Genomic DNA, 25,765 nt, shown 5'->3' with positions numbered 1-25,765 from the left:
CGTCCGCTCGCGGCCGATCCGGATCATCGGTGCGCAGGCCGACGCGGCGCCTGTCCGCGCGGAACTGCGATCCCCGTGACGGCCCGCGCCGAGGCTCGGCCGCCACCCGCGAGGAAGAGGAGGAGGGGAGATCCGGGCACACCACCCGGCTCCCCGACGACAGATGAGCACATTCCGTGATCTTCGGCATTACATCGACCACCTGACCGAGGCCCTCGGGAAGGACGAAGTCCTCCAGATCGACGGCGCCGACCGGGACCTGGACATCGGAGGCATCACCGAACTGCTGGCGGAGCGGGAAGGCCCCGCCCTGATGTTCGACAACATTCCGGGATTCCCCACGGGGTACCGGGTGTTCACCAACTTCATGGGGACGCCCGCCCGCACCGCGGTGGCGCTCGGGCTGCCGCACGACACCCCCAAGCTCGACATCGTGCGGGCCTGGAAGGACCTCAGCAAGCGGATCGAGCCCGTTCCCCCGGTGGAGGTCGCCACCGGCCCGGTCCTGGAGAACGTCCTGGTCGGCGAGGACGTGGACCTCGGGATCTTCCCCACCCCGCGCTGGCACGACAGGGACGGCGGCCGCTACATCGGCACCGCCTGCATGGTGATCACCCGCGACCCCGACAGCGGCTGGGTCAACGTCGGCACCTACCGGGCCTGCGTCCAGGGCCGCGACCGGCTGTCGCTGTGGATGCTCGGCAACCGGCACGCCAAGGCGATCGCCGAGAAGTACTGGGCGCGCGGCCAGACCTGCCCGATCGCCGTGGTGGTGGGCCAGGACCCGATCCTGTCGACCGCCGCCGCGATCGCCGCACCGTCCGGGATGTCGGAGTACGACCTGGCGGGCGGGCTGCGCGGGGAGGGCGTCGAGGTCCTGTACGCGCCGGGCAGCGAGCTTCCGATCCCGGCGCACGCCGAGATCGTGATCGAGGGCGAACTGCCGCCGGTCGAGGAGGAGTCCGTCCTGGAGGGCCCCTTCGGGGAGTGGACCGGCTACTACACGCACTCGGGCCAGGAGACCGTCGTCCGGGTCACCCGGATCCTGCACCGCGACGACCCGATCATCCTGGGCGCCCCGCCCATGCTGCCGACCATCCCGGCCGGCGACCAGGCCGTTCCGCTCTACTCGGCGTCGCTGACCTGGGACCACCTGGAAGCGTCCGGCGTGCAGAACGTCAAGGGCGTGTGGGCCTACGCCCGGCAGCTCCTGATGGTCGTCTCCATCGAGCAGACCGGCGCGGGGGACGCCATGCACGCGCTGCTGGCGGCGGCCGGGCGCAAGCGCACCGGCGGCATGGAACGGTACTTCGTCGTGGTCGACGAGGACATCGACATCACCGACATCAACCACGTCCTGTGGGCGATGTTCACCCGCGTCCACCCGACCGAGTCCATCCAGGTCCTGCGTGCGCCCACCACCGCCATCGACCCCCGGCTCGCACCCGACAGACTCGCCACCGGCGACCTGTCGATGGGCATCGTGCTCATCGACGCGTGCAAGCCGTTCGCGTGGAAGGACCGGTACCCGGCGGCCAACCGCGTCGACCAGGCCACCCGCGAGCGACTGCGCGAACGCTGGGCGGGCGTCCTGGCGCTGTAGCCCGCCGGGGGCGGTGAGGGAGCAGCGGCGCGCCCCCTCCCTCACCCTCCCCTCCGGCCCTTCCCCCCTACGCCAGGAGCACATTGTGTCCGCCACACCCCCCACCACACCCCCCGCCACCCGCCTCGTCATCGGAGTCACCGGCGCCACCGGCGCCCCGATCGCCGTCCGCCTGCTACAGGTCCTGCGCGAGGTACCGCAGGTGGAGACCCACCTCGTCCTGAGCACCTGGGCCCGCTCCACCATCGAGGTGGAGACGCCCTACAGCGCCCGGCGCTTCGCCGAACTCGCCGACGTGACACACAAGTTCGGCGACCTCGGCGCCACCATCTCCTCCGGCTCCTACCCGGTCGCGGGCATGGCCATCGTCCCGTGCAGCATGAAGACGCTCGCGGCCGTCCGGCACGGCATGGCCGACAACCTCATCGCCCGCGCAGCCGACGTCACCCTCAAAGAACGGCGCCCGCTGGTCCTTGTGCCCCGGGAGACACCCCTCAACGAGATCCACCTGGAGAACATGCTCGCGCTCTCCCGGATGGGCGTACGCATCGTCCCCCCGATGCCGGCCTTCTACGACATCCCGAACGGCATCGGCGACCTCGTCGACCACATCGTCATGCGCGTCCTCGACCAGTTCGACCTCCTCGCAGGCACCGCCGACATCGCGGAACGCTGGCAGGGCCTGGCCGACACCCGCCGCCACCACCCCTAGCATCGCGCGGCACACCCACCCCGCTACGAAACACCACAGCGCTGGTCGCAGCCACCCACGTGTGGCCGCGACCAGCGCTCTTCGGAATCAGTCGAGGATGGCGTCGATCTCCACTTCAACGAGCCATTCGGGATCGATGAAACGTGAAACCTCGACGACGGTGCAGACCGGACGGACCGACGCGAACCGCTCCCCGTGCGCTCGCGCGGCCTCCTTCCAGCGCGTCACATCGGTGAGCATGAGACGGGTCCGCACAACGTCCCCCAACGACGCCCCCGCCTCCTTCAGCGCGGCCTCCGCAATGTCCAGACACCTGACAGTCTGGGCGTACACATCGCCCTTCCCCACCGTCGTCCCACCGTCCCCGATGGGAGCAGTCCCCGCGACTGCAACGTGTGACCCCTTGCGGACTGCCCGGGAAAAGCCGATCTGAGGTTCGAGAGGCGAGCCGGAACTGACTATCTGCCGATGATCCATCGCACCATGCTCCCAGAGCACCGCACATCTGAAAACAGGCCCTCCACCGGGCACTTCGCCCCTGAAGCAGCCCGTCCCCACGCGTGCGGGGCCGATCACTGCGGTCAAGCCGCAGGAGCAATCCCCGCGCGTGCGGGGCCGATAGCCGAACGGCGCCCACGCTGAGGTCCTGAGCGGAGCAATCCCCGCGCGTGCGGGGCCGATTCCCAGATGACGGTCATGCCGGTGGCTACAGGGGAGCAATCCCCGCGCGTGCGGGGCCGATTGCTTTGACCTGGGGTGATTGAGCGTCAGAGCCGAGCAATCCCCGCGCGTGCGGGGCCGATTGGTCAGCCGGGGCCGCAGCCACGCCACCAGGAGGAGCAATCCCCGCGCGTGCGGGGCCGATGCTTCGTGACCTGCGGGTTTATCGGCGGGAGCGGGCTGAGAGGATCAGTCCGTCGAAGTCGACGGGCTTCCAGCGGTCCTTGCCGGCGGTGCGGACGGTCCAGCCCTGTTCGTTGGTGGCGGGTTCGACGAGGACGGCTTGGCCGTCGCCGATGCGGGTAGCGAGGAGGTCCCAGAGGCGGTCGCGGATGCGGCGGCTGGGGGTGCCGACGAAGACGCCGGCGTTGACTTCGACCATCCAGCGGGTGAGGTGGCCGCGCAGGCCTTCGGGGGCGGCGATGAGGATGATGACGGTCATGGGCTGTCCGTGTCCTGGGTGAACTCCGGGCCGATGATGGCCAGGTGTTCGTCTCCCATGCCCGGGTCGGAGACCGGGGGCGTCGGTGTGCCTTCCGTCCCGGACCAGTTGACTCCGCCCTGGACCGTGCCGACGCGTTCGTCCCAGAGTTCGTTGACCTCGACGTCCGGCATGTCGGTGCCGTCCGGGCTGAGGAGGGCCTTGACGTCGTGGACGATGCGGCCGAGCAGCTTGTCCTGGGCGATGCGGTCGCGCAGGCCGAGCCGGGCGTCGCGTTCCTCGGTGTGGCCCTGCTTGGCGAGGTCGAAGGCGAGGGGGATGGTGTATTCGGCTTTGTAGAGGTCCGCGATGTCGAGGACGAACGAGGTCGCCAGGCCGGTGTGGACGAAGCCGAGGCCGGGGCTGGCGCCCAGGCCGGTGATGACCGCGTGGCAGATCCCGTAGAGGGCCGCGTTGCCGGCCGACAGGAGGCGGTTGAGGTCGTCGCCTGCGGCATACGCATCGCCCGCCTTGTAGACCCGGCCGTTCCAGGGGACGCCGGTGCGCCGGGACTCGGCCTGGTAGAGCTTGCGGATACGGGCGCCCTCGCGGCCGCGCAGCTGCTGCATGGTGGCGGCGCTGACGTCCTCGCCGGGGAAGCGCATACGGTACATGGTCCGGGCGACGGCGAGGCGTTCCTTGGTGCGGCTGACGAGCCAGGCCTGCCGGTTGAGGAGGGCCGCGCCACGGCTGGGGCCGAGTCCTGCGGCGTACATCCGCACGCCCTGCTCGCCGACCCAGCACACGGTGGTGCCGGAGTCGGCGAGCAGGTTGACGGCGCCGTGGGTGATGCGGGTGCCCGGGCCGAGGAGCATCACGGCGACCATGGCGGCCGGGACTCGGACGGCCTCGCGCTTGTTGATGACGACGACGGCGTTCTCGTCGCGGTCGATGTGGCTGCGCTCGACGTAGACGCTGGAGACGCGGTCGGCGAGGCGGTGCAGGTCGTGGGGGTGGGCTTTCCACCAGATGTCGGCCATCGGTCAGTGGTGTCCGATCGGCAGCGGGGCGAGGGTGAGCAGGCCGCAGCCGTAGGCCTTGGAGGGGCCGATGCCGCCGAGGAGGGCGGCTTGGAGGAGGCCTGGGTCGGTGATGCGCAGCCGGCCGTCGAAGGTGGCGGTGGTGAGGGTGACCGGGCTGCGGGTGCCGGGCTTGGTGAAGGTGCTGCGGCTGCGGTCGGTGATCCGGGCCTCCCGCGCGGGCTGCTGTGCCTCTGCGGGGGTGTCCGGGGCCGACGGTTCGAGGCCCGGTGCCGCGCTGTCGGTGCGCGCTTCGGGGATGGTGAAGCCCCAGCGCTGGGTGCGTTCGAGGAACCAGGTGAGCTGCTGGGCGCCAGTGCGGTGGGCCATGCGGTAGGAGCGGTGGTGGAGTTCGGCGGCGGTCTTGGTGCGGTGGGGGCTCGCCTTGGCGGGCTTGGAGGTGTTCTGGACGGGGCTGGCCTTGAGGCGGAAGGCGAATTCGCGGCCGACGGCGAGCTGGGCGAGCAGCGGACTGTAGTCGCGGACCGCGTAGTGCTCGCCTTCGGCGTCGGGCCAGCCCGCCTGTTCGACGATGTGGGTCCAGTCGGGCTTGGAGGGGGTGAGGACCAGCAGCGTGGGGCGGCGCGGGTGGTCGGCGTCGAGGCGCCACAGGATCCGGTCGCCGGGGGCGATGTCGGGGACACCGGCTGTGACGGCGCCGTGCAGGGCGCGGGGGTTGGCGAGCAGGGTGCGGCTGGCGGCGCGCAGGGGGTTGATGCGGACGCGGGAGAGGTAGGTCATCTGGTCACCAGCCCAGCAGGGCGAACGGGTCGTGGCCGCCGGCCGCAGTGGCCGGTTGGGCGGTCGTGGTGGGCGGGGTGGACGCGGCAGACAGGGCGGACGGGGCGAGGCCGGTGGGGGCGTTGAGCCAGGCGTGGCGGATCCGCCGGGTGGTGAAGCCGCGTTCGCGGGGCGCGAAGGAGCGCGGGACGTCCTGCGAGGTGTCGTCGCCGGCCGGGTCGTCGAAGGTCGCGGCCAGGTCGATCCGGTGCGGCGAGAACGGATCCGGACCGCGTTCGGCCCGGCGGCGGTAGGCGGCCTTGACGGCGGTGCCCGCCTGCCAGGGCTCGTCCGCCAGCACGTCCTCCAGGGCTCCGGTGCGCACGGCGCCGAGGGCGATCGGCTGGGTGGGGACGCAGGAGCGGCGGCCGAGGGCGAGCGGGAAGGCGGGGCGGCGGATCGCCTCGGCGAGCGTCGCGACGAGGCCGGCCGGGCCCTGGACGGCGGCGACGAACACCGCGTCCTGGAGGTAGTAGCGGTGGGTGACGTGGGTGTCCTTGGCCGGGGAGGTCGGCTTCTGGATGCCCTTGGCGTTGACGCCGCTCTGCGGCAGCGGGCGGCCCCGGTAGTCGCTGACGGTGTGGTAGTCGCGCAGCAGCGTGCCGGTCTGGTCGATGCGCACGCCCAGGCGCAGGCCGACCAGGCCGGTGATGTCCGCTTCGCGGGGAAGTCCGGCGGCGGCGGCGAGCAGGCCGACGACGCCGGACTTGGTCGGCTGGGGCGGGGTGTCGCGGCGGTTGAAGGCGCTGCGGTCGCCCCAGGACTGGAGCGGCCCGGCCAGGCGCAGGACGAGGACCGCCTGGTCCTCCGCCTGCTCCGGGGCCGGTGCGGGGGTGGTGGTGGGGGTCGGGTCGGCGGGCATCAGTTGTCGTTCACCCGCTCGGTGAGGGCGGTGCGCAGGCCGTCGCGCAGCTCGGTGAAGGTGCGGTTCGCGCCGAAGGCCTCCGCCAGCTGCTGCGCGGGCTCGTCGACGCCGGTGTCCGCGCCGAGGGTGTGGCAGATGCCGACGTACAGCGGGCTGTCTCCCCACTGCTCGGTGGCCGTGGCGAACTCCACGGCGAGGCGGCGCGCGGACTCGGCGACGATGCCCCGGCTCGCCGGGACGGGGTTCTCGTAGGCGGACACGAGGTTCACGGGCTGGTCGGCGCGCACGACGACGGCCACCAGGCTGGGGCGGGTGCGGTGCGCGAAGGAGTTGCCGTAGCCGGTGGGCATGGACCGGGCGAAGGAGTCGACGAACAGGTCGACGGCGGCGACGGCGGCCTTGTCGTCGCCGAGGTTGCCGCGCAGCTGGTGCAGGCCCACGGTCGCGTAGCGGTAGAGGGTGGCGGAGTTGAAGCCGATGGTGCCGATCATGCCGGCGCCGGTCTCGTCGGCGGTGTTCTCGTCGTCGACGGCCGTGTAGTAGTCGAACTCGAGTTCGGTGGCATGGGTGGAGATCGCGTGCGCCACCTGGGTGGCGGCGTCGACGTTCAGGCCGGGAATGTCGGCGACCATCCGGCCGAAGAGCGCGACGTCGGCCGGGTGGCCGCTCTGCAGCTGCTCCTTGACCGGCAGGGGCTTGACGGCCTCGTCGAGGGCCTTGGCGTCGAGGGCGGCGAGGTCGGCGGCGGTGTCGGCGACCAGGTCGACGATGCCGTCCAGCTGGCGGCGCCCGTAGAAGAGCAGGTAGGCGGTGTCGCCCTCCTTCTTGCCGGCGGAGATCCCGGTCGACTTGATCAGGGCGTCGGCGATCCGCTGCGCGTCCTCGGCCTCGATGCCGGTGCGCTCGGTGATGCCCTTGGCGAGCTGGGCGGCGATCCGCTTGGTGCGGGTGGCGAGGTCCTGCCGGTCGCGGCTCTCGGCGAAGTGGATGCGGGTGGCACGCTTCCAGGCCTGGGAGGAGACGCGCGAGCGGCGCTTGCCGCCGAAGTACGCCTCCTTGGGGTTGCCGTTGTCGTCCCGGTTGAGGTTGGCCGGCGGGACGGTCTGCAGGATGTGGACGTCGATGTAGAGGCGGGCGGTCATGCGCTTCTCCTCGGGGGTGGTGGTGCCGGCGACGGGTGCGGCGGGGGGTGATCAGCTGTCGGCGGGCGTCTTGTCCTTCCACTCCTGGTAGCCGATCGCCCACTTGAGGCGGACCTGCGGGCGCCGGTCGGTGCTGTGCCAGGCCTGGATGTCGGCCATCAGGTGGCTGTAGTCCAACGGCTGTGTGATGGAACGCAGTTGGGTGATCAGGCCACGTAGGTGGACCAGCAGCGCGGACACGCTGGTGGCGCCCGCGAGTTGCGCGACCCGGGTGTCGAGCGCCTCCTCGCTGACCTTGCCGCTCCGGCGCAGCACTCGCAGCGCCTCCCCGAGCTTGACGCCACGGCGGTGCATCGGCTTGGACTGGCTCTGCTGGTGCAGGCCGTAGAGGGCCAGCGCGGCGTGCTCGGCCTTCTGCTCGTCGGAGACCTCGTCGCGCAGCGCGAGGACGTCGTTGACCTCGCAGCTGTAGAGCGGCCACATCTTGGGGCTGTCCATGACGGGGCGCCCGAGGCCGGAGCGCAGGGCCGCCAGGTCCTCGCCGGGCGGCCGGCGTGGTTGCTTGGTGCGGGGGTCGTACCGCCAGTTGTGGTCGGGGCCGGTGAACTCGTCCCAGTACCGGCGCCGTCGGGCGGCGGCGGCGTTCCCAGTCGCAGCGGTGTGCTCAGCGGCGGCGGTGTGCTCAGCGGCAGCCGCGGCGGTGTGCTCAGCGGCAGCCGCGGCGGTGTGCTCAGTCGTCAAAGTCCGCTCCGGGGTCGTGGTCGAGGGCGGGGCCGGTCTCGGCCGCCCGCGCGGCGGCCGCTTCCCGTACGGCGTCGGCGTACCGGGGAAGGATCTCGTCGAGTCGGCGCCGGAAGTTGGCGCCCGCGGTGCCGAGCCTGTAGGTCTGCGTCTTGCCCGCCTTGCCGCCCTGGCTGATCGTGCGGCCGCCGAAGGTGGTGGCGGGTGCGGCCAGCAGGAGCGTGTTCGCCGCGTCCCACGCCTGGCGGTGGGCGAGTTGTTCCCATGCGAGCCGGCCCCGCTCCAGAGCCTCGTCGTCTGCGCCGGCGGTGCAGACGCCGGCGAGCAGGCGGCGCACCAGGGGGTCGAGGGTGTGCAGGAGGAGTTCGCCCGGTCGCTGGCCCTTGTCCCAGGGGATGGGGTCCGTTCCGGCGGCCCGGCGCAGGTCGGCGGAGAGGTTGCTGACGGCCTGGGCGAGTCGTTCCGCCTGCTCGGCGACGTCCAGGAGGAGCAGTTGGGCCTCGCTGTCCTGCTGGAGGGCGAGCAGCGGCAGGGGGATGGCGTCGTGGATGACGTCCTCGACGATCGCGGACTGGGTGCCGTAGACCATGCCGAAGGTCTCGACCTGGAGCGGGTAGTCGGCGGGGAGTTGGTCGTCCTCTTGCAGGGCGCTGATCTGGTCGAGCAGGATGCTGGTCTCGAAGCCGCCGTCGGGGCCCTGGCGAGTGGGCGTGAGAAGGGCCTCCAGACCGCGCCAGGCGGCCTTGCCCTGGGTGTGGCGGCGCGGCCTGCGCTCGGGCAGGGCGGAGGCGGACTTCTTGGCGGGGGCGGTGAAGGTCCAGGCGGTGTGGGGCTCCTGCTCGGGCATGGGCGTCAGCCGGTCCCCCGCGCTGATGACGACCCGGGCCACCTTCAGCTGCCCGGCCTCGTCCTGGTGCGGGATGAGGCGGATCCGCCGGGCCTGCCAGGTCCACAGGTCGAGGAGGCCTTCGGCCGCGCGGGGCTGCCAGGCGGGGCCGTGCGGGGCGCGTTTCCACTGCGGGAGGCCGAGGTTGTCGGGCGGGGTGAGCGGAAGGTTCAGCAGGAGGGTCTCGTACAGGGTGCGCCCGGTGGGGATGATGACGCCGAGCTGGCCGAGCGGGCCGGTGGGGTTCCCGGTCGTCTTGCCCGCCTTGACCTGGTCATCGCCGACGACGCCGGTCTTGATCGCCGCGGTGTCCCAGCAGTGGGCGTGCACGAGCCAGTGGGCGGCCTGCGCCGGCGTCAGGTCGAGCGGATCCGCGTCGGTACGGGTGCCGAACAGCGGGACGTTGTTGCCGCTCGCCGCGGTCGCCACCAGGGCGGCGGAGCCCTTCGTCTCGTCCTTGGCGGTGCGCAGCCCGGCGACCTGCCCGAACGGGGCGGCGGGGTCGAAGAGGTCGAACTTCGCGTGGTGATCGGAGAGGTAGGCCTCCAGGCTGCCCAGCTCGCCCTTCGTGAATCCGCCCCGGGCGAGCCGCTCACCCTTCTCCCCGGGGTTCCGGGGCGCGCCGGTGGCGTCGGCGACGACGGGCAGCAGGACCTGGCGCAGGACGGCCGGCAGCTGGGTGGAGAACTCCACGACGAGGCCCTCGAACTCGTGGGCCCGGGCCAGGGCCTCAGCGATCCCCACCTGCACGGGGGGCCCGCCACCGACGGGTCGTACCGTCAGCCACGGTTCCTCGACAAGGTTGTACCCAGGCATGCGCTGATCTCCCAACTAGCCATGTTTAGCTTGTTGCTGATGCATCGTGGCACCGGCGGATGCCTGTTGTGGGGTGAATGCTTGAATTGCCGCCGGCCCCGCGGCATCGGTGCGCGGGGATGGCCCGTGGCCGTGTTTTCCGGCCCAGGTCGGCCGCAAGTCGGCCCCGCGGTCGCGGGGTTGAGGGGGTGGGTCGACGCCTGTTCGACTCACCCCCTCGCCTCTATCGGTACTGGGGCCCGCTGGGGCCCTCCACTCACCACGAGGCCGAGCAGGTCGTCGTAGCGCAGCTGGAAGTCACCGAGGGCTGCTTCGCCGTGCTCGTCGAGTTCGAGGGCCAGGCTGTATCGCAGCCATGGATGGTCGCGCCAGCCCGACAGCGGACCGAGCGCCTGCTCGGCAGTCTTTGTCAGTTTGGTGGGCAGGCGCACCGTCCCGGAGAGCACGTCGTCCACCATCTCGGCCGCGACCGTCCCGTTGGGGCCGACCTTACGGCCCGTCATCGCGTGGAAGTCTTCCCCGGTGCGGCGCACCAGCACGACCTCCACGCTCCGGTCCCCGTCCCGGACGAGTGCCTCGAACTGTCCCTCTGCCAAATTGCTGTGAGCTCCGAAGTGCAGACCGGCCAGAGTCTGCGATCCGTGCTCCCCGGAGCGGGTCAGGACGTACTGGGCTGCTTCATCTCGGCGCTTGGCCTGCCGCTTCTCCCAGTCCTGCCGCGCCTGCGCCTCGGCTTCGCCCCACTCCGCCGGGACGACGGGATCAGTGCCGTAGACCCGGGCGACCAGCTCCGGCACCTGGCCGGGGATGCTCCACGCGCCTGCGCCGGCCTTCGCCGTCCGCTCGGCCTCTGCGGCCGTACGCAGCAGGAGGTAGCGGCCGTAGATCCCCTCCGAGTCGCGCAGGATCTGCGGGGCGCCGTCGTCGTCGAAGTGCACGCCGGTGATGGCGACGGTGGGCCGGGACAGCCGGCGGGGGCGCTGCACGCCGTCGTGACGGTGGAGGCGTCCGATGCGCTGGAGGAGCAGGTCCATCGGAGCGAGGTCGGTGATCAGCAGATCGGCGTCGACGTCGAAGGACTGCTCCGCGAGCTGGGTCGCGACGACGATCATCCTGCCGGGACGCCCGGATCCCGCGGCCGGCGGTCCGAGGAGCTTCAGCACCTCCTGCGTGCGGTCCGCCCGGTGGCCGGCGTGCAGGCGCCCGTGCAGGAGCCGGACATCAGCGCCGAACTCCTTGTGGAGGGCCTCGAACGCGGACTGGGCGCGGGCCACGGTGTTCCGAATGACCAGGACGCACCCGCCGTCAACCAGCCGCTCCCTCAGATAGTCGACCACGGCGGCATCCTGCGCGACTTGGGCGTCGGTCCGCATCGGAGGCTCGTCGAGCACCTCGACCCGCACCTGAAGGTCCTCACGCCAGGACGCGGTGCTCTCCACCAGCACTTCCGGCTGCCCGGCCGGCCCCGCCCAGGCCGCCGTGACGCTCGGATAGCCCTCCGGCTCGGGAAGCTCCAGGGCTGCCGAGGCCTCCGCCGACCGCGTACCGGCCAGGTAGGCGGCGACCAGGCGACGCCTCTGCTCCGGCGGCAGCGTCGCCGACAACAGCACCACCGGCACGCTGGCCTGCCCGAGCCACCACAGGCCCTCCAGCAGGAACTGCGACATGTAGACGTCGGCGGCATGGACCTCGTCGAGGATCACGACCTTGCCCACCAGGCCAGCCATCCGCAGCATCACGTGCTTGGTCCGGGTCGCGGCGTACAGGAGCTGGTCGATGGTGCCGACCGCGAACGGGCTCAGCAGACCACGGCGACGCCCGAGGAACCACTCGGCGGGGGCCCTGCGCTCCCCGTCCGCGCAGCCGTCGAAGCAGTCGGTCTGCATGCCGAACTCGTCTTCTCCCACCGACGAGAAGGGGTCGTCGGCGTCCTGCCCCCACTCCCCCGCGCCCTCCAGCAGGCCGCGCCACTCCTTGTTGAACATCCGCTTGCCGTGCAGCAGCGCGACCTGGCCCTCCAGCCCATCGCCGACCTCGCGCAGCCACGACCGGACCTGGGTGAACATCGGGTCCGCCGTCGCCTGGGTCGGCATGCCCAGGAACACCCCGTCCGCACCGTGACGCGCTGCCATCAGCTCGGCCGCCGCCAGAGCCGCCTTCGTCTTCCCCTCCCCCATCGGCGCCTCGACGATCGCCAGACCGGGCCCGCCCATCCGACGCACCACGTCGAGGACCAACTCCTGCGAGGGCCTGGTCCCGTGGCCGAACCGGTCCCGAAACGTCTCCGGGCCGGGCGCCGCCAACGCTCCCCATCCACCGCGCAGTTCGAGCCTCGACCACGCCGCCGCGGCCCGCTGCCGCGCTTGAGGCATCGCCACCTTCGCCAGGTCGGACACACCCGTGAAGTGCCGCTCGTCGCTGGCGATCCAGTCCGCCATCACCACGAAGCCGGACAGCTGAAGCTGCGCCGCGCGGCTCGGCACCAGCGCCGGCTCCACCGCAGCCAGCGGCGACTTCCCCTCATAGCCGAGCTCCCGCGAGAACACCTCCACCAGCGCCGACTGCGCGAGCTTCCAGGGCCGGCTGCTGCCTTGCAGCTTTTCGTTCTTCTTCGGCGGGCTCAGCTGCCCCAACGTCGGAATCAGCCCGTGGTGGCCGGCGACCAGCGGCCAGACCCAGCCGACCTGTTCCTCGCTCCACTTCGCGTCAGTGAGCAGCGCCCTCAGCACCCGGGCACCGGCTTTGTCATGCCGCCAAGACGAGCCCTTCACCGCGTACTTGTCCCAGGTAAGCCCCGCTTGACGGACCGCAGCCTCACCAGCGGCGTCGAGATGCTGAAACACCGGGGTGGCCTTGCCACAGTCATGAATCCCGCACAACCAGGCGAACAGACGCCGCCCCTTACCCGTGCCCCCCGCGAGAGCGTCCAGACGCCACCGCGTCACCGGCGGCAGGTAGCGGTCCCAGAGGATCTCTGCCACCGCCGCAGTGTCCAGCATGTGCGACAGCAGGAGATTGGCCGTTCCCCCGGCCCGCCCGGCCGACTTACCCCACAGCGCACCCAGCCAGCCCCTGACCTCGGGCGGGTACCACTGCCAACGGTCCTCAACCATCGCCTCAACCTCCACACGCAGGTACGCTTCGAGAGCCTAGGACACCCCACTGACAACTCGCCTCGGAGCAAAGAAATATGACGGTCATACATCAGCTCCTCTCCGGGCCGCCATCCGATCGAACTGAATCAATCAGGCCCCTCGGCCGCTAATCACCGCAGGTCAGAAAGTGTCGGCCCCGCGCTCGCGGGGGTTGCCCTGCGCACGAGGACCAGGAGGACGAGCGGGCGGGCGTCGGCCCCGCGCTCGCGGGGGTTGCCCCCCCGTGCCCGGAGTGGGACACCACCGCAAACGGTCGGCCCCGCGCTCGCGGGGGTTGCCCCCGGTAGGTGTCGATCGTGCGGGGCAGCTCGAAGTCGGCCCCGCGCTCGCGGGGGTTGCCCGGCCGCTGACGCCCGCGAGAACGCCATCGACCTGTCGGCCCCGCGCTCGCGGGGGTTGCCCCTGCCCGGTCTCCAAGCGCAGGGGCCGCTCCAGGTCGGCCCCGCGCTCGCGGGGGTTGCCCCGCGATCCGGACACGCTGGTTGCTTGGACTAGTGTCGGCCCCGCGCTCGCGGGGGTTGCCCTGGTCGATGATCAGCGGTGGGCGAGTGCTCATGGTCGGCCCCGCGCTCGCGGGGGTTGCCCCCGCCCTGACGCTCGGGGGGGGATAGTGGCGCCCGTCGGCCCCGCGCTCGCGGGGGTTGCCCCTCATCGACGAGGTGGAGTACCTTGCCCCGGAAGTCGGCCCCGCGCTCGCGGGGGTTGCCCCACGGCCTCGCTCAGCTGGCCGTCCTCGCCCACGTCGGCCCCGCGCTCGCGGGGGTTGCCCCAGCGGTCACAGCATGGCTAGTTGAGAGTGCTTGTCGGCCCCGCGCTCGCGGGGGTTGCCCGGTCGTCGCCCGCGGTGGCTTGCCCGGCGCGTGGTCGGCCCCGCGCTCGCGGGGGTTGCCCCCGGATTAGACCACCGCACCATCAGCCGGGCTGGTCGGCCCCGCGCTCGCGGGGGTTGCCCCGTGCAGTCGGCGACGACGCCGGCGGCCCAGCGGTCGGCCCCGCGCTCGCGGGGGTTGCCCCCTCTCCCACATGACCCCGGACCTGTCGGACGCGTCGGCCCCGCGCTCGCGGGGGTTGCCCCACGCTGATCGACGCGCTGGTCGAGGAACTGAGGTCGGCCCCGCGCTCGCGGGGGTTGCCCCCAATCGGGCCGGTGGATGAGGCCCGTGGGGGAGTCGGCCCCGCGCTCGCGGGGGTTGCTCCCTGTTGCCGCCGTCCGGCGTCGGGTCGGGTAGGTCGGCCCCGCGCTCGCGGGGGTTGCCCCGCCACCACCATCGCGAAGGTGACGAAGGAGAAGTCGGCCCCGCGCTCGCGGGGGTTGCCCTTGGAGCTGGGACGACGGAGGGTGGCTGACATCGTCGGCCCCGCGCTCGCGGGGGTTGCCCCGTGCCCAAGCCCATTCCACGCCCCACAACACCGTCGGCCCCGCGCTCGCGGGGGTTGCCCCGCGTCGGCGCGCTTGCGGATCGCGTCGGCGGCGTCGGCCCCGCGCTCGCGGGGGTTGCCCCTCACGTCGGGTGCTCACGCTGCCTCCAGCAGGGTCGGCCCCGCGCTCGCGGGGGTTGCCCCACCCACTCAGACTTCGGCCACCGTGCCGGACGGTCGGCCCCGCGCTCGCGGGGGTTGCCCGACCGCGCCGAGGACCAGGGTGGCGATCATGCTGTCGGCCCCGCACTCGCGGGGGCTCCCCCGTGTGTGCCCATAGAGACGCAGCAGGCCGGACTGGACAGGCGGACCGTCGGCCGGTTCGAGAACAGGCCCGTGCCGCCCACGCTCGACAAGTTCAGCGCGATCGCCTGTGCGATCGGGGTACCGCTCCGGCGACTGCTCCGTGATGGATGACGCTGACCGGCCGCACCGTGGTACGGCCGGTCAGGGCTTGCGATGCTTCCCCGCCGGCTTCTTCGGAGGTCGAGCCGAAGACATCGGAATCACCCCGTCGCCGTCGATGCCGTGCAGGAGGCGCTGTGCGGCAGCGTAGTTCGGCGCGATCGTCTCCGGTACCCACTGGTAGCCGTCCCAGCAGGAGATGAGTCGAGGTGCGTCCTGGTACAGGTGGGCCGGTGCGGTCTCGTGGCCGATGGTCGCGGCCTTGAGTTCGCCGACCGGCCGACGCCGCGCGTCCCGCCGCGCTGCCCACTGCCCCAGGGGTTCGTCCTCGTCCATCTGCTCCTCCTCCGCGACGGGGCAGCCCAGAGTACCGGCAGTCAGCCGGGGAGGAGCCAGCTCGGGCCGCTCGGATCTCCGATCCAGACCCGCTGGTCCTCGCCGCTCACCATGAGGCCGAACGCGGCCTGTCCCGGGCTACCGACCTTCTCCCAGCGTTCGACAGTTCGGGGACGAGGAACACATCCCGGCTCGACTGCTCGCCGCGCACCTGTCCACGCATATCGACCACATCACTGCGGTCCTGCCGAACGCAGTCACCCACCGGGGCGCGCTCACCATCGCCGCTGGAGAGACCGCGGCTCTGGCCGGATGGACCTATTGGGACCTCGGCGACTACTCGCGCGCCGGTCACTACTACCGGACGGCTCGACTCGCGGCCGACCGCGCCGGACACGGCCCGCTGCATGCCCTCGCCCTGGGCTACGCCTCGTACGGGGTGGATGCAGCAACGGCTCGGCAGATGCTCGCCGCTGCACAGGAGAATGTCCGGGGCCGAGGCCTGGAAGCGGCCCGGGCCTGGCTCGCCGCACGGGAAGCCGAGGAGGCCGCAGCGGACGGCGACAGGGAGTCGGCACTGCGTGCACTGGACCGCGCCCGGACTGCCTTCGACTACGCGGAGCCCGACACCGCTCCGGCCTGGTTTTCCTTCTTCGGCGAAGCACGCCTCAGCTCAATGACGGTGGCGACCTACGCCAAGCTGCGACACCGAGACCTCGGCGCGGCCGCAGACCAGACCCTGGTCGACCCGGGCGAAGACGACCGGAAGATCAGGGTCGCAGTGCTCGGAGACGTCGCGGCCGGCTACCTCACGGCGGGCGCCGTCGACCAGGCCGTCGAGATCGGCCGCCGCGCCCTCGCCGCCACGCTCGAAGCCCAGACGACCATGGGTCGAGTACGGCTGTCCGCACTGGCCGACCAACTCCCGGCATCGCCGGCGGCCCAGGCCTTTCGAGACGAGATCCGGGCCTCCTTGGAGCAACTGCCGATCAGCTTCGCGTCTCTGCGGCCACCCAGTCCAGGTAGGCGGCGGATCCAGTGATCACCGGCACCCCGACGACCTCCGGCGTGTCGTAGGAGTGCAGCTCAACGATGCGCGCGGACAGCCGATCAGCCAGGCTCGCCCGGGACTTGAAGTCGATCCGCCACTCGGCGGAGTCCTGCACCCCGCCGTCCCACCAGTAGACGGACTGGACGCGGTAGACCTGCGCACACGCGGCCAGGCGGTCACGGATGACCGCCGAGGCGAGCTCACGGGCCTTCGTCTCGTCGTCATGGGTCGTCGTCACCACAACGAAGTCACCGGTCGTCATACCGTGACGGTACCCGGCATCAACCGCCGCCCCCAATCTGCCCAGCGGACTTACCCCACAGCGCGCCAGCCAGCTCCCGACCTCGGGCGGGTACCCCTGCCAACGGTCCTCAAGCATCGTCTCAACCTCCACGTACGAGTACGCTTCGAGAGCGTAGGCCACGACACCGACAACCAGCCCTGGGACAAGGAGAGATGGCAACAACGCATCGGCTGTTCGACGAGCCCTCTACCAATCGAACTGAATCAATCAGGCCCCTCGCCCGCTAATCACCGCAGGTCAGGAAGTATCGGCCCCGCGCTCGCGGGGATTGCTCCCATCGTCCACTACTCAGCGCGTTCAGCGGCGGATCGGCCCCGCGCTCGCGGGGATTGCTCCCGGCCGGCCGCAGCCTCATAGTTCCGGCGGGCATCGGCCCCGCGCTCGCGGGGATTGCTCCCTCCACCGTTGCCTCCGTCGATGTCCATGCCGATCGGCCCCGCGCTCGCGGGGATTGCTCCCAGCTGATGTGGGCCCAGGTCGTGGCGGCCTTCATCGGCCCCGCGCTCGCGGGGATTGCTCCTGCGGGACGGCGGCCGGGTTCGGCGAACCGGTATCGGCCCCGCGCTCGCGGGGATTGCTCCGTGCCCACGCCGTTCAGCTCGGTCGAGTACTCATCGGCCCCGCGCTCGCGGGGATTGCTCCCGAACCCGGCCGAACGCGCCCTCCTGGCCGTGATCGGCCCCGCGCTCGCGGGGATTGCTCTTGGTGTGCCACTCTGGCGCCTGTTCCACGGGTAAGCCCTGGCCGGTCGCACCGCCGTACGGCCGGCCAGGGAGTCACTTCTCGGGGTTCGGCGGCGGGTCGTTCGGCGGGGGCGGGGTCTTCGGGGCGGCCGGCGGTGACTTCGGCCCACCGATCCCGCCCGAGCCACCGCTGGGGTCCTTCTGCGGGTTCATCTCGTACTCCTCAACCTCCGGTACCGCCGGGATATCGTCCGGCGGCATGGTGGGGCGTTTGTGTACCCGGGTCGGGCCTCGGGAGCCGCGGCCCTTCTCTTGCCACCGGCCCTGTGCGTTTGGGGGTACTGTGCCGCCCATCGCGTCCTCCTCCTGCTGGGGGTCACCATCGTGACGTGGCCAGTGGCCTAGCTGCCGAACGTCCCGCCAATCCCGGTGGGACGGGCGCACGACATGCAGAGGACCCGGGAGTGCAGTACGACCCAGACCCGCATGAGGTCCTCCACCCCGCCGTACGGGGGCGGCGCCCCGGCCGGGGCGCCGCAGGACGCGCAGGTGCGGTAGGCCCGCGCCTGCGCGAAGCAGGTCAGGCAGATCATGCGGGTTGGGACCTCGGCCTGAAGGGCGCACGGCTGTGGGCCGGTGAGGTGCCGGCAGACCTGCAGCGTGCCGTCGTCGATGGCACGGCCCATGGCCGCGATGGAGGTCTGCACCCAGGCTGGGGCCGCCCCGATGTCGACGGCCGGGCCCCTACGTACGCCTGCCACAGTGAGCAGTTGGTCGATATCGGCGCTCGCCGCAGTGAGCTGGTCGTCGATGGCGGTCAGCGCCGGGTCTTGGTCCTGCACAGCGCAACCTTCGGGGCGTCCAGGGGCGGGCAGTGCTCGACCTCGGCCATGTACGGGGTGAGGGCCCGCAGGACGCGGCCGGCCACCTCGCGCCCGCAGACGGTACACAGACCCCGTTCGATCCGGTCCTCGGCCGCGACCGGTGTACCGCCGACGGCGCTCACTCGGCGGTCCGTCGGGCCGGACCGGTCTGGTAGTTCGCGTTCTGCACCTTTCGGCGGATCCACTCGTGGGCGGCGGACTCGGAGGACAACCAATCGGTGGCCGGGTAGCCGGTCACCAGGTCCAGGACGACCCACTGATCAGGGCGGCCCGCCGGTCGCTCCACCCGCTCCGGGCGGTAGCGGGCTGCAACGCGCTGCCGGCAGGTCAGCCCGTCGCCGCACGACACCCGCGCGATCACGAGGCTGCCGTCGTTCAGGCTAACCGTGACGTCGATGATCTCGTCGCCGTTCATTCTGTGTTCCAGCTCGCTCGCGCTGCGGCTGCCAAACAGCCGCTTCATCGCCCACATCTGGAGGCTGTCCATCGGCAGCTCGCGTACCGTCAGCCACAGGATGTCCAGTGCCTGCAGTGCCGGCGCGGTGACCGGCTCCAAGTGGCCGTCCACCGAGACCGTGAGTTCGTCGGTCAACATGCCGTCTCCTTGCACTTCGGGTGAGCCGCGACCGGCCAGCCGAGCGGCGCCGTGGTCGGGCCAGTCGACGTGTAGACGTGACCAGCCGCTACCAGAGGCGGTTCGGGCGAGCCACAGTCGATACACGCTTCTCCGTGGAGTCGAGCGGGGCTTATTGACCCCGGTTCGACAACCTGTGGCGTCGGTGTCCCTGTCACGCCTCTAAGCGTCCCTGTCGGGCACCCCCGGAAGTGCCACAACCTGTGGCACCCCCTTTTACAGAGCCCTGGCCCACCGAGCGAAAGCGAGCAGTTGCTCGTCCCGGCCGCGCGACAGCCGAACCATCGTGGCCAACTCCGTCCGCACCTGACCGTGTTCGCGAACGTGTTGCGGGGCGATTTGCCTCGCGACCAGCAGTGATTCCTTCGCGTGCTGCGGTTGCCCGAGGAGCATCTGGGCCCGGCCGAGGTCGATGTAGTAGTGCGACCGGCGCTCAGCTGGCAGTTCGCGCGGTGGTGCCCAGCGGGCCGCCGCCACCACCGCGTCCTGGAGATCCTGCGGCTTGCCCAGCTCCACGGCCACCGAAAGCCGGTGGACCTCCAGGCTGTCAGGCCCGACCGCCGTACCGTTGTAGAGCCGCTCCCGCACCCGGCTGGCCAGCGCCTCGGCGTCTCGCAGGTGCTCACGCGCTTCGTCCGCGCGCCGCATACGGCCGGCAGCGACCGCCGCGCGCATGTGCAGGGCGGCAGCAGCCGCAGCGAGCGGCTCCGTCGTCGGGGCTGGCATCCGGTCGACGGCGGTCCGAAGCAACCGCAAGCCAGGGCCGAGCTGGCCGACAGAGAAGAACGTCTCCATACGTACGTACGCCGCGGCGGCTTCGAGGGCGGGATCAGCGGCGATCGATGCCGCCCATCTCATCAGCTCGATCAGTCGGCCCGAGAGGTCGCCGTAGCCGTACTTATAGGCCACCGCGTCCGCCGACCTGATCGCCAGCGCGAGGAGGCGGGCGGCCCGTTCGCGGTCAGTTCCCCGAGCCTGGTCCACTGCGCGGAACAACTCGCTGAGCAACTGCGGCATCTGTTCGGCGAGATGTGCGTACCGCGACTGCACGCGGTCCTCGACTGCCCGTTCGACGTCGGCCGCGAGTAGCGGCAGCGACCGGACCGGGCCGTCCTCCGGCAGGTCGTACGCGGCGATCGCGCGCTGCAGGGTGGGGATGGCGTCGTGCACCCGGCTGTCGGTACGACCGGGGCCGTCCAGCAGATCCTCCGGAGTGCGGTCGAGAGCACGGGCCAGTGCCTCCAGGATTCCGTCACCCGGGGACCGCTCGCCGCCTTCGACCTTGCGGATCGTGCTGTACGAGACGCCGGACAACGTCTCCAGCTGTCGACGCGTCAACCCGCTGGCCAGGCGGGCGGTTTCGATTCGCTGACCGAGTGCGGTGGCGGTGGTTACGGGCATAGTGTGGCTCCGTTCCGTGGTCGCACTCGGAACGGTACCGGCGCTTGTACGGCGTCGGGCGGATTCGCCCCGGCGGTCACGCCGCCGGGGCGGTCCTGCTACTGGCCGACCAGCACCTCGGCCAGTTCGGTCAGCGAGTTCACGGTCCAGTCCGCAGTGGGCGCGGTCGACGTGAGCCCGATCGGACCGCGGCGAAGGTGCGCGGCTCGGAGGCCGGCAGCCTGGGCAGGTGTCACGTCGTTCGTCGGATGGTCGCCGATGTACACGATCTCGTGAGGCTCACCAGGCGCCCACGCCGTCACCCGAGCGAAGAAGCCGGGGTTCGGCTTGGACACCCCCCACTCGCCGGACGTGGCGATCGCATCGGCCGGCAGGTCGAGGTCGTACAGCAGCTCGGTCACCGCGGCGTTCTGGTTGCCGGCGATCCCGACCCACAGCCCCGCTTCCCGGAGTCGGGCCAGCGCCGGACGGACGTCCGGGTAGAGGTCGGCCTCGTCAAGGTAGTCGCCCTGGCCAACTGCCTGCCGGGCGCGCCACTCGGCGGCCACGTCCACACCCGGGCGTACGATGCGGATCGCGTCGGCATTGTCCCGACCTTGAGCCAGTACGGCCCCGACCAGGGCCGACATCGTGTGCGTGGGAACGTGAAGCCAGCGGGCCCAGCCGCCCCAGTACCGGGTATCGCTGGTCAGGGTCTCGCCGATGTCGAACACCACAGAGCGGATGGGCATGGACCGAGCCTACGCCCGACCCGGTCATCGGCCCCGCGCTCGCGGGGATTGCTCCAGCCCGATCGCCGGGTACTGCACCACCGAAGGATCGGCCCCGCGCTGGCGGGAATTGCTCAACTCTGTTCACGGTCGGCGTCCGCGTGGGGTCATCGGCTTCCCAGTGGTGCCTCTTACTGCCGATGAGGGCGGTCGCTGGCGAGTTCCTGCCACGGGTCGTAGGAGGCCTTCGGGTCCTTGCGCTCCTTCGAGGTCCGCTTGGTGCCCTTGGCCTTGTGCGGGCTCTTGCGGGCCTGTGTCTGCCTGGCCGTGTCGGTGCTGGCGGTTGGGGAAGACCGCGAGCCCTGCTGCGTCCCGCGTAGCAGGGGCCGAGGCGGCGCCGTTACAACGGGCCCGGCTACCGTAGCGCTGCCCTGCCTACGTCTGCCGACGCGGCTCCTCGGCAGCGCCCGCGCCGCACGCGTGCGGTGCCCAACTGGCGGCCGCGTGGCGGAGGAGGGTGAGGGCCTGCTCGGAGGGGGAGTTGGCGGGGGTGGTGCACACGATGAGCGCCTGGTCTGGTGAGCGAGCGATGGACAGGGTCTGCTGGGTCACCGTGACCGTGCCGACGACGGGGTGGTGCAGCTCGTAGGAGGAGGCGTCGCACGGCACTACGCGGTGGTCTGCCCACAGGGCGACGAACTCCGGGCTTTTCATGGTCAGTTCGCCGATCAACTCCGCGAGCAGCGCGTCCTCCGGATGTCTGCCGACGGCGATGCGCAGGTTGCCGACCACCGCGCGCGCCTTGCGTTCCCAGTCCGCGTACAGCTCCCGGCAGTGCAGGTCGAGGAAGAGCATCCGGCTCATGTTCGGGCGTCGGGCCGGGTCGTCCGGGCTGAGGACGTCGAGGTGGCCGGCCAGCAGGGCGTGTCCGAGGGTGTTCCAGGCGAGGACGTCGGTGCGGCGGCCGAGCACGATCGCGGGGACGCCGTCGACGGCGCGGAGGAGGTCCCGGGTTTCGGCGGCGAGCTTCTCGGGCCGTGGGCGGCGTGGCCGGGGCGTGTGGCGGGCGGTGTCGGCGAGCCGGTCGAGGTGGGCGCGTTCGTGGGTGTCGAGCAGGAGGGCGCCGGCGATGGCGTCGAGCACCTCGGCGGAGGCCCCGCGGGACAGGCCCTGTTCCAGCCGGGTGTAGTAGGAGACGCTGACGCCCGCGAGTTGGGCCAGTTCTTCGCGCCGGAGCCCGGCCACCCGTCTGCGGGGCCCGAGGTCGCGCAGGCCGACGTCCTCGGGCCGCAGCTGCGCCCGCCGGGCTTGGAGGAAGGCGCCGAGTGGGCCTGGTCCGTTCATCGCCCCAGTATTCGACGGGCGGCCCGGTCCCTGCCACACCCTGCGAGGGGTAGGACAAGCCGGGAGTGGCTGGTGCCCGTCCGGGTGTCAAGGATCGGTCTCAGTCGGCCGCCGATTCGGCCGCGTATCCCGGACCCGAGGACGGACCGCATGGATCAGGACATGAACCAGAACATCGATCACGACATGGATCAGCGCATGGGCCAGCACATGGATCAGCACATGGGCCAGGACCCCGAACAGATCACCCTGGGCGACGTCACCGTCACCCGCGTCAAGGAGTTCTACGGCTCGGCCGGGCTGGCGCCGGGCCAGTTCTTCCCGGACAGCCCCGACGGCTCGTGGGACGAGCACCGCGACTGGCTGGTGCCCGACTTCTGGGACCCGGAGACGGACGAGTGCCGTACGGCGATCCAGTCCTGGCTGCTGCGCAGCGAGGGGCGCACGATCCTCGTGGACACCGGCGTGGGCAACCACAAGGACCGCCCTTACGCGCCGGTGTGGAGCCGCCTGGACACCGGCTACCTCGACAACCTCGCCGCTGCCGGCGTGCGGCCCGAGGACGTCGACGTCGTGGTCAACACCCATCTGCACGTCGATCACGTGGGCTGGAACACCCGTCTCGACGGCCGGGACTGGGTGCCGACCTTCCCGAACGCCACGTATCTGATGCCCCGGCGGGACTTCGAGTTCTGGGACCCGGCCAACGGGCACAGGAGCGTGTTCGGCCGGGGGAACCAGAACGTGTTCGAGGACAGCGTCGCGCCGGTCCACGCGGCGGGGCTGACGCACCTGTGGGAGGGGACGTACCGGATCGACGGGAACCTGCGGCTCGATCTCGCTCCCGGGCACACTCCCGGCTCGTCCGTGCTCACCCTGGAGTCCGGCGGCGACCAGGCCTTGTTCGTCGGGGATCTGGTGCACACCGCGTTACAGATCGCGGAGCCGGAGACCAATTCCTGTTTCTGCGAGGACCCGGCGGAGTCCCGCGCGACCCGGCGCAAGCTACTCGGCCGTGCCGCCGAGAACAACGCGCTCGTCCTCCCGGCGCACTTCGGCGGCCGGGGGGCGATGGAGGTCGCGCGCAGCGGGTCGAAGTTCGCGGTCAAGGAGTGGGCGGGTTTCTCCCGGATCTCCTGATCTCCCGACCTCCCGACCTCCCGACCTCCCGACGTCCCAACGTCCCGACGTCCCGACGTCCCGTCCGGAGATCTCCCGATCGATGTCCCGTTCGTTCCCTTCCAGAGAGGAAGTCATCCCGTGCCCCGACAGGCAGATCCGGTCGTCGAAACCCCGGCGGGCGCCGTGCGCGGCGTCCGTGACGAGTCCGGTGAGCGCTTCCGCGCCCTCCCGTACGCGGCGGCGCCGGTCGGTGCCGGCCGGTTCGCCGCGCCCGTGCCGCACCCGGGCTGGCCGGGTGTCCGTGACGGCGGCAGGCCCTCGCCGACCGCCCCCCAGCCGGCCCGGGACTTCGGCCGGCTCGACATGAGCCCCTACTTCGGGCCGGGTTGGGTGCCCGGCGAGGAGTACCTGACCGTCGACGTCCACACGCCGGCCGCCGACGGGGGCGGGCGCCCCGTCATGGTCTTCGTGCACGGCGGCGGGTTCGTCACCGGCTCGAACCGCGCGGCGCTCTACGGCGGCGGCGCGTTCGCCCGCGACGGTGTCGTCCTGGTGACGGTGAACTACCGTCTCGGCGTGCCGGGGTTCCTGGAGCTGGCGGGCGCTCCGGCCAACCGCGGGCTGCTCGACGTGCTCGCCGCGCTCAGGTGGGTGCGGGGCTCGGTGGCGGCCTTCGGTGGCGACCCGGGGAACGTCACGGTCTTCGGCCAGTCCGCGGGCGCCACGCTCGTCGGCGCGCTGCTCGCGACTCCGGCGGCCGCCGGTCTGTTCCGGCGGGCGATCGTCCAGAGCGGCAACGGCTGCGGCGCGTTCACCCCGGAGCAGGCACAGCGGGTCACCGCCGCGGTGGCGGCCGCGCTGGGCGTCGAGCCGACCGTGGAGGCGTTCGCCCTGGTCCCGGACGAGCGTTTCGTGGCGGTCCTGCCCGCGCTGGCCGGCCTGGATCTGCGGACCGACGCCGCTTCGGACCCGCTGGCCGGGCTCAGCCCGTTCAGCCTGGTCCTGCCGGCGCAGCCCGCCGACGCCCTCGCCGACGGCCCGGCCGCCGACGTCGATCTGCTCATCGGCACCAACACCGAGGAGGGGCACCTCTACGTCGTCCCGCAGGGCGGTCTGGAGTCCACCACGGACGCCGACGTGCTAGCCGTCGCCGCCTGGGTGCACGCGGACCCGGAGGCCGCCCTCGCCGCGCACCGCGCGGCCCGGCCGGGCGCGACACCGGGCGAGCTGCGCTCCGCCGTGCTCGGGCGGGCCCTGTTCGAGGCCGGTACGGCGCGTCTGGCACAGGCCCACGCCCGGATCTCGGGCGGCCGTACGCACCGCTACTCGTTCGGGTACCGCTCGACGGCTCTGGGCGGGCGGCTCGGCGCCGCCCACACGGTCGAACTGCCCTTCGTGTTCGACGTCGCCGACGAACCGTGGCTGCACGGGGACACCGGGCTGCTCGGCCCCGACCCCGCCCCGGCGGGGCTCGCAGCCCGGGTCCACGGTGCCTGGGTCGCGTTCGCCGGCACCGGGGACCCGGGCTGGGGCGCCTACGACCTGCGCCGGCCCGTGGTGGAGGTCTTCGGCAGCTGAGCTTCCTCACCGGATGGGTCGCGGATGGTCGCCAGGTCGCGGGTGGACGCGGGCGCGGTCAGGCGACCAGGCGCAGCCAGGCTGCCGCGAGTGCGGCGTGGCCGGCGGGCGTCGGGTGGACGCCGTCCTCGGACCAGTGCTCCGGGCCGGCCGCGGCGGCGAGCTCGGCGAACATGCCGTCGGCGGCGAGCAGGTGCGCGCCGTAGGTGCGGGCGAGTTGGCGCACGGCCTGGATCTTGGGGTCCAGGTCGGTGCGCCATTGCCGTCGTTCTTCCGCTCCGATGAGGGCGGCGCCGGCCTCGATGACGTCGTGGATCGGCAGGAGGAACGGCTCGATGAGGATCAGCTGTGCGCCCGTCTCGGCGAGGGGCGCGAGCAGGCGGTCGTAGCCCGCTTCGAACTCCTCCGCGGGGATCACGCGCCCCTCCGGGTCCAGCGTGTGCCAGCCCATGTCGTTGACTCCGACGAGGATCGACACCACGTCCGGTCGGGCGTCGAGCACGTCGGTCTGCCAGCGGGCTTCGAGGTTCATCACCTTGTCGCCCGCGTTCCCGGTGTTCAGCCAGGTCACGGGCCGGTCCGGGTGCCGGAGTCCCCACTCTCCCGCGACGCGCAGCGGGTAGCCGTAGCCGAGGCCGGCTTCGCTCTGCTGCCGTTGGCAGTCGGTGATCGAGTCGCCGGTGAACATCACGGTGCTTCCCGGTCGGATGGTGATCGTCATGTGCGCTCCTTGGACGTGGACGTGGACGTGAATTCGGCTGATGTGAACGTGAATTCGGGTGAGGAGGGGCAAGGCCGGACCTCTCGAAGGTGTCGGACCTCGCCGTCATCGGGCTGACAATCACCGGCACGCCACCGTCATCGCGCTGACGGCCCCCGAGGCCGGTGGGCCGCCGCCACCCGGGCCGGTGGCTTTTCTGCTTCAGTCGAAGATTCAGAGGATTCAGCAGTCGCGGATCCGACAGCAGAGACCG

At 71.7% G+C, this 25,765-nt stretch carries 23 protein-coding genes and 3 CRISPR repeat arrays; of the genes, 5 read left to right on the top strand and 18 right to left on the bottom strand.

What is annotated here, in order from left to right; translation table 11 throughout:
- Window positions 1-163: 163 nt before the first annotated feature.
- Both AB0O82_RS14060 and AB0O82_RS14055 read left to right on the top strand, forming a co-directional pair.
- The gene (locus tag AB0O82_RS14060) at window positions 164-1,603 is read left to right on the top strand and encodes a UbiD family decarboxylase (protein ID WP_363583365.1); all 1,440 of its coding nucleotides are present in this window, start codon (window positions 164-166) and stop codon (window positions 1,601-1,603) included.
- 85 nt (window positions 1,604-1,688) lie between these two features.
- Window positions 1,689-2,315 (top strand): UbiX family flavin prenyltransferase, encoded by a 627-nt coding sequence (locus AB0O82_RS14055; RefSeq protein WP_363583363.1) that lies wholly within the window; start codon window positions 1,689-1,691, stop codon window positions 2,313-2,315.
- 87 nt (window positions 2,316-2,402) lie between these two features.
- Here AB0O82_RS14055 and AB0O82_RS14050 read toward each other — a convergent pair whose 3' ends face one another.
- The 10 genes from AB0O82_RS14050 to AB0O82_RS14005 form a co-directional block, all read right to left on the bottom strand.
- On the bottom strand, window positions 2,403-2,792 hold the full coding sequence (locus AB0O82_RS14050; protein WP_363378571.1) for a RidA family protein: 390 nt from the start codon (window positions 2,790-2,792) through the stop codon (window positions 2,403-2,405).
- Between the two features lie 114 nt (window positions 2,793-2,906).
- Window positions 2,907-3,180: a CRISPR direct-repeat array (repeat unit 29 nt; unit sequence GGAGCAATCCCCGCGCGTGCGGGGCCGAT).
- A gap of 18 nt (window positions 3,181-3,198) precedes the next feature.
- Window positions 3,199-3,477 carry a type I-E CRISPR-associated endoribonuclease Cas2e gene (cas2e, locus tag AB0O82_RS14045; protein WP_331744407.1) on the bottom strand — a complete coding sequence of 93 codons (279 nt, stop codon included), beginning with the start codon at window positions 3,475-3,477 and terminating at the stop codon, window positions 3,199-3,201.
- The gene (gene cas1e, locus AB0O82_RS14040) at window positions 3,474-4,496 is read right to left on the bottom strand and encodes a type I-E CRISPR-associated endonuclease Cas1e (protein ID WP_363583361.1); all 1,023 of its coding nucleotides are present in this window, start codon (window positions 4,494-4,496) and stop codon (window positions 3,474-3,476) included. The genes cas2e and cas1e overlap by 4 nt, the downstream gene beginning before the upstream one ends.
- 3 nt (window positions 4,497-4,499) lie before the next feature.
- Window positions 4,500-5,276 (bottom strand): type I-E CRISPR-associated protein Cas6/Cse3/CasE, encoded by a 777-nt coding sequence (cas6e, locus tag AB0O82_RS14035; RefSeq protein WP_363583359.1) that lies wholly within the window; start codon window positions 5,274-5,276, stop codon window positions 4,500-4,502.
- A 4-nt stretch (window positions 5,277-5,280) separates the two neighbouring features.
- Window positions 5,281-6,177, bottom strand: coding sequence for a type I-E CRISPR-associated protein Cas5/CasD (cas5e, locus tag AB0O82_RS14030; RefSeq protein ID WP_363583357.1), 897 nt, complete (start codon window positions 6,175-6,177; stop codon window positions 5,281-5,283).
- Complete coding sequence (gene cas7e, locus AB0O82_RS14025) at window positions 6,177-7,322, bottom strand: type I-E CRISPR-associated protein Cas7/Cse4/CasC (RefSeq protein WP_363583355.1); 1,146 nt, start codon at window positions 7,320-7,322, stop codon at window positions 6,177-6,179. The genes cas5e and cas7e overlap by 1 nt, the downstream gene beginning before the upstream one ends.
- Before the next feature lie 51 nt (window positions 7,323-7,373).
- Complete coding sequence (casB, locus tag AB0O82_RS14020; RefSeq protein WP_363583353.1) at window positions 7,374-8,063, bottom strand: type I-E CRISPR-associated protein Cse2/CasB; 690 nt, start codon at window positions 8,061-8,063, stop codon at window positions 7,374-7,376.
- On the bottom strand, window positions 8,053-9,693 hold the full coding sequence (gene casA, locus AB0O82_RS14015; protein ID WP_363583351.1) for a type I-E CRISPR-associated protein Cse1/CasA: 1,641 nt from the start codon (window positions 9,691-9,693) through the stop codon (window positions 8,053-8,055). The genes casB and casA overlap by 11 nt, the downstream gene beginning before the upstream one ends.
- Before the next feature lie 281 nt (window positions 9,694-9,974).
- Window positions 9,975-12,878 (bottom strand): CRISPR-associated helicase Cas3', encoded by a 2,904-nt coding sequence (cas3, locus tag AB0O82_RS14010; RefSeq protein ID WP_363583349.1) that lies wholly within the window; start codon window positions 12,876-12,878, stop codon window positions 9,975-9,977.
- 171 nt (window positions 12,879-13,049) lie between these two features.
- Window positions 13,050-14,605: a CRISPR direct-repeat array (repeat unit 28 nt; unit sequence GTCGGCCCCGCGCTCGCGGGGGTTGCCC).
- Window positions 14,606-14,786: 181 nt separating this feature from the next.
- A complete protein-coding gene (locus AB0O82_RS14005) occupies window positions 14,787-15,080 on the bottom strand; it encodes a DUF6087 family protein (RefSeq protein ID WP_363583347.1) in 294 nt (97 codons plus the stop codon).
- A 463-nt stretch (window positions 15,081-15,543) separates the two neighbouring features.
- Between AB0O82_RS14005 and AB0O82_RS14000 the strand changes: the two genes are divergently transcribed.
- Window positions 15,544-16,122, top strand: a complete 579-nt coding sequence (locus AB0O82_RS14000) for a hypothetical protein (protein WP_363583345.1) — start codon at window positions 15,544-15,546, stop codon at window positions 16,120-16,122.
- On the opposite strand, the gene cutA is transcribed toward AB0O82_RS14000, so the two are convergent.
- The 7 genes from cutA to AB0O82_RS13965 form a co-directional block, all read right to left on the bottom strand.
- Window positions 16,070-16,393: a divalent-cation tolerance protein CutA gene (gene cutA, locus AB0O82_RS13995; RefSeq protein WP_363583343.1), complete on the bottom strand. Its 324-nt coding sequence runs from the start codon at window positions 16,391-16,393 to the stop codon at window positions 16,070-16,072. The two genes, AB0O82_RS14000 and cutA, sit on opposite strands and share 53 nt — an antisense overlap.
- Before the next feature lie 288 nt (window positions 16,394-16,681).
- Window positions 16,682-17,138: direct repeats of the CRISPR family, unit length 29 nt; unit sequence ATCGGCCCCGCGCTCGCGGGGATTGCTCC.
- Between the two features lie 381 nt (window positions 17,139-17,519).
- The gene (locus tag AB0O82_RS13990) at window positions 17,520-17,960 is read right to left on the bottom strand and encodes a hypothetical protein (protein WP_363583341.1); all 441 of its coding nucleotides are present in this window, start codon (window positions 17,958-17,960) and stop codon (window positions 17,520-17,522) included.
- Window positions 17,936-18,124 carry a hypothetical protein gene (locus AB0O82_RS13985; protein ID WP_363583339.1) on the bottom strand — a complete coding sequence of 63 codons (189 nt, stop codon included), beginning with the start codon at window positions 18,122-18,124 and terminating at the stop codon, window positions 17,936-17,938. The genes AB0O82_RS13990 and AB0O82_RS13985 overlap by 25 nt, the downstream gene beginning before the upstream one ends.
- A complete protein-coding gene (locus AB0O82_RS13980; protein ID WP_363583337.1) occupies window positions 18,121-18,597 on the bottom strand; it encodes a hypothetical protein in 477 nt (158 codons plus the stop codon). Before AB0O82_RS13980 ends, AB0O82_RS13985 begins: the two co-directional genes overlap by 4 nt.
- Before the next feature lie 255 nt (window positions 18,598-18,852).
- Complete coding sequence (locus tag AB0O82_RS13975; protein WP_363583335.1) at window positions 18,853-20,037, bottom strand: helix-turn-helix transcriptional regulator; 1,185 nt, start codon at window positions 20,035-20,037, stop codon at window positions 18,853-18,855.
- A 98-nt stretch (window positions 20,038-20,135) separates the two neighbouring features.
- The gene (locus AB0O82_RS13970; RefSeq protein WP_363583333.1) at window positions 20,136-20,768 is read right to left on the bottom strand and encodes an HAD family hydrolase; all 633 of its coding nucleotides are present in this window, start codon (window positions 20,766-20,768) and stop codon (window positions 20,136-20,138) included.
- A 414-nt stretch (window positions 20,769-21,182) separates the two neighbouring features.
- Entirely contained in the window at window positions 21,183-22,091 is a 909-nt protein-coding gene (locus tag AB0O82_RS13965; protein ID WP_363583331.1) for a helix-turn-helix transcriptional regulator, read from the bottom strand.
- 222 nt (window positions 22,092-22,313) lie between these two features.
- On the opposite strand from AB0O82_RS13965, the gene AB0O82_RS13960 reads away from it, so the two are divergent.
- Window positions 22,314-23,231, top strand: coding sequence for an MBL fold metallo-hydrolase (locus AB0O82_RS13960; protein WP_363583526.1), 918 nt, complete (start codon window positions 22,314-22,316; stop codon window positions 23,229-23,231).
- Window positions 23,232-23,351: 120 nt separating this feature from the next.
- Window positions 23,352-24,791, top strand: a complete 1,440-nt coding sequence (locus AB0O82_RS13955; RefSeq protein WP_363583329.1) for a carboxylesterase family protein — start codon at window positions 23,352-23,354, stop codon at window positions 24,789-24,791.
- Window positions 24,792-24,849: 58 nt separating this feature from the next.
- Here AB0O82_RS13955 and AB0O82_RS13950 read toward each other — a convergent pair whose 3' ends face one another.
- On the bottom strand, window positions 24,850-25,512 hold the full coding sequence (locus tag AB0O82_RS13950; protein WP_363583327.1) for a GDSL-type esterase/lipase family protein: 663 nt from the start codon (window positions 25,510-25,512) through the stop codon (window positions 24,850-24,852).
- Between the last annotated feature and the right edge of the window lie 253 nt (window positions 25,513-25,765).

The sequence above is a fragment of the Kitasatospora sp. NPDC088264 genome (assembly GCF_040685715.1).
Lineage (GTDB): Bacteria > Actinomycetota > Actinomycetes > Streptomycetales > Streptomycetaceae > Kitasatospora.
This window is presented reverse-complemented; position numbering and strand designations above follow the sequence as displayed.

What these genes read in the sequence shown, in the direction of transcription:
- AB0O82_RS14060 (WP_363583365.1), top strand. Translation starts at nt 164, where the DNA reads ATGAGCACATTCCGTGATCTTCGGCATTACATCGACCACCTGACCGAG.
- AB0O82_RS14050 (WP_363378571.1), bottom strand. Translation starts at nt 2,792, where the DNA reads ATGGATCATCGGCAGATAGTCAGTTCCGGCTCGCCTCTCGAACCTCAG.
- cas2e (WP_331744407.1), bottom strand. Translation starts at nt 3,477, where the DNA reads ATGACCGTCATCATCCTCATCGCCGCCCCCGAAGGCCTGCGCGGCCAC.
- cas1e (WP_363583361.1), bottom strand. Translation starts at nt 4,496, where the DNA reads ATGGCCGACATCTGGTGGAAAGCCCACCCCCACGACCTGCACCGCCTC.
- cas6e (WP_363583359.1), bottom strand. Translation starts at nt 5,276, where the DNA reads ATGACCTACCTCTCCCGCGTCCGCATCAACCCCCTGCGCGCCGCCAGC.
- cas5e (WP_363583357.1), bottom strand. Translation starts at nt 6,177, where the DNA reads ATGCCCGCCGACCCGACCCCCACCACCACCCCCGCACCGGCCCCGGAG.
- cas7e (WP_363583355.1), bottom strand. Translation starts at nt 7,322, where the DNA reads ATGACCGCCCGCCTCTACATCGACGTCCACATCCTGCAGACCGTCCCG.
- cas3 (WP_363583349.1), bottom strand. Translation starts at nt 12,878, where the DNA reads ATGGTTGAGGACCGTTGGCAGTGGTACCCGCCCGAGGTCAGGGGCTGG.
- AB0O82_RS14005 (WP_363583347.1), bottom strand. Translation starts at nt 15,080, where the DNA reads ATGGACGAGGACGAACCCCTGGGGCAGTGGGCAGCGCGGCGGGACGCG.
- AB0O82_RS14000 (WP_363583345.1), top strand. Translation starts at nt 15,544, where the DNA reads ATGCTCGCCGCTGCACAGGAGAATGTCCGGGGCCGAGGCCTGGAAGCG.
- cutA (WP_363583343.1), bottom strand. Translation starts at nt 16,393, where the DNA reads ATGACGACCGGTGACTTCGTTGTGGTGACGACGACCCATGACGACGAG.
- AB0O82_RS13980 (WP_363583337.1), bottom strand. Translation starts at nt 18,597, where the DNA reads ATGTTGACCGACGAACTCACGGTCTCGGTGGACGGCCACTTGGAGCCG.
- AB0O82_RS13975 (WP_363583335.1), bottom strand. Translation starts at nt 20,037, where the DNA reads ATGCCCGTAACCACCGCCACCGCACTCGGTCAGCGAATCGAAACCGCC.
- AB0O82_RS13970 (WP_363583333.1), bottom strand. Translation starts at nt 20,768, where the DNA reads ATGCCCATCCGCTCTGTGGTGTTCGACATCGGCGAGACCCTGACCAGC.
- AB0O82_RS13965 (WP_363583331.1), bottom strand. Translation starts at nt 22,091, where the DNA reads ATGAACGGACCAGGCCCACTCGGCGCCTTCCTCCAAGCCCGGCGGGCG.
- AB0O82_RS13960 (WP_363583526.1), top strand. Translation starts at nt 22,314, where the DNA reads ATGGGCCAGGACCCCGAACAGATCACCCTGGGCGACGTCACCGTCACC.
- AB0O82_RS13950 (WP_363583327.1), bottom strand. Translation starts at nt 25,512, where the DNA reads ATGACGATCACCATCCGACCGGGAAGCACCGTGATGTTCACCGGCGAC.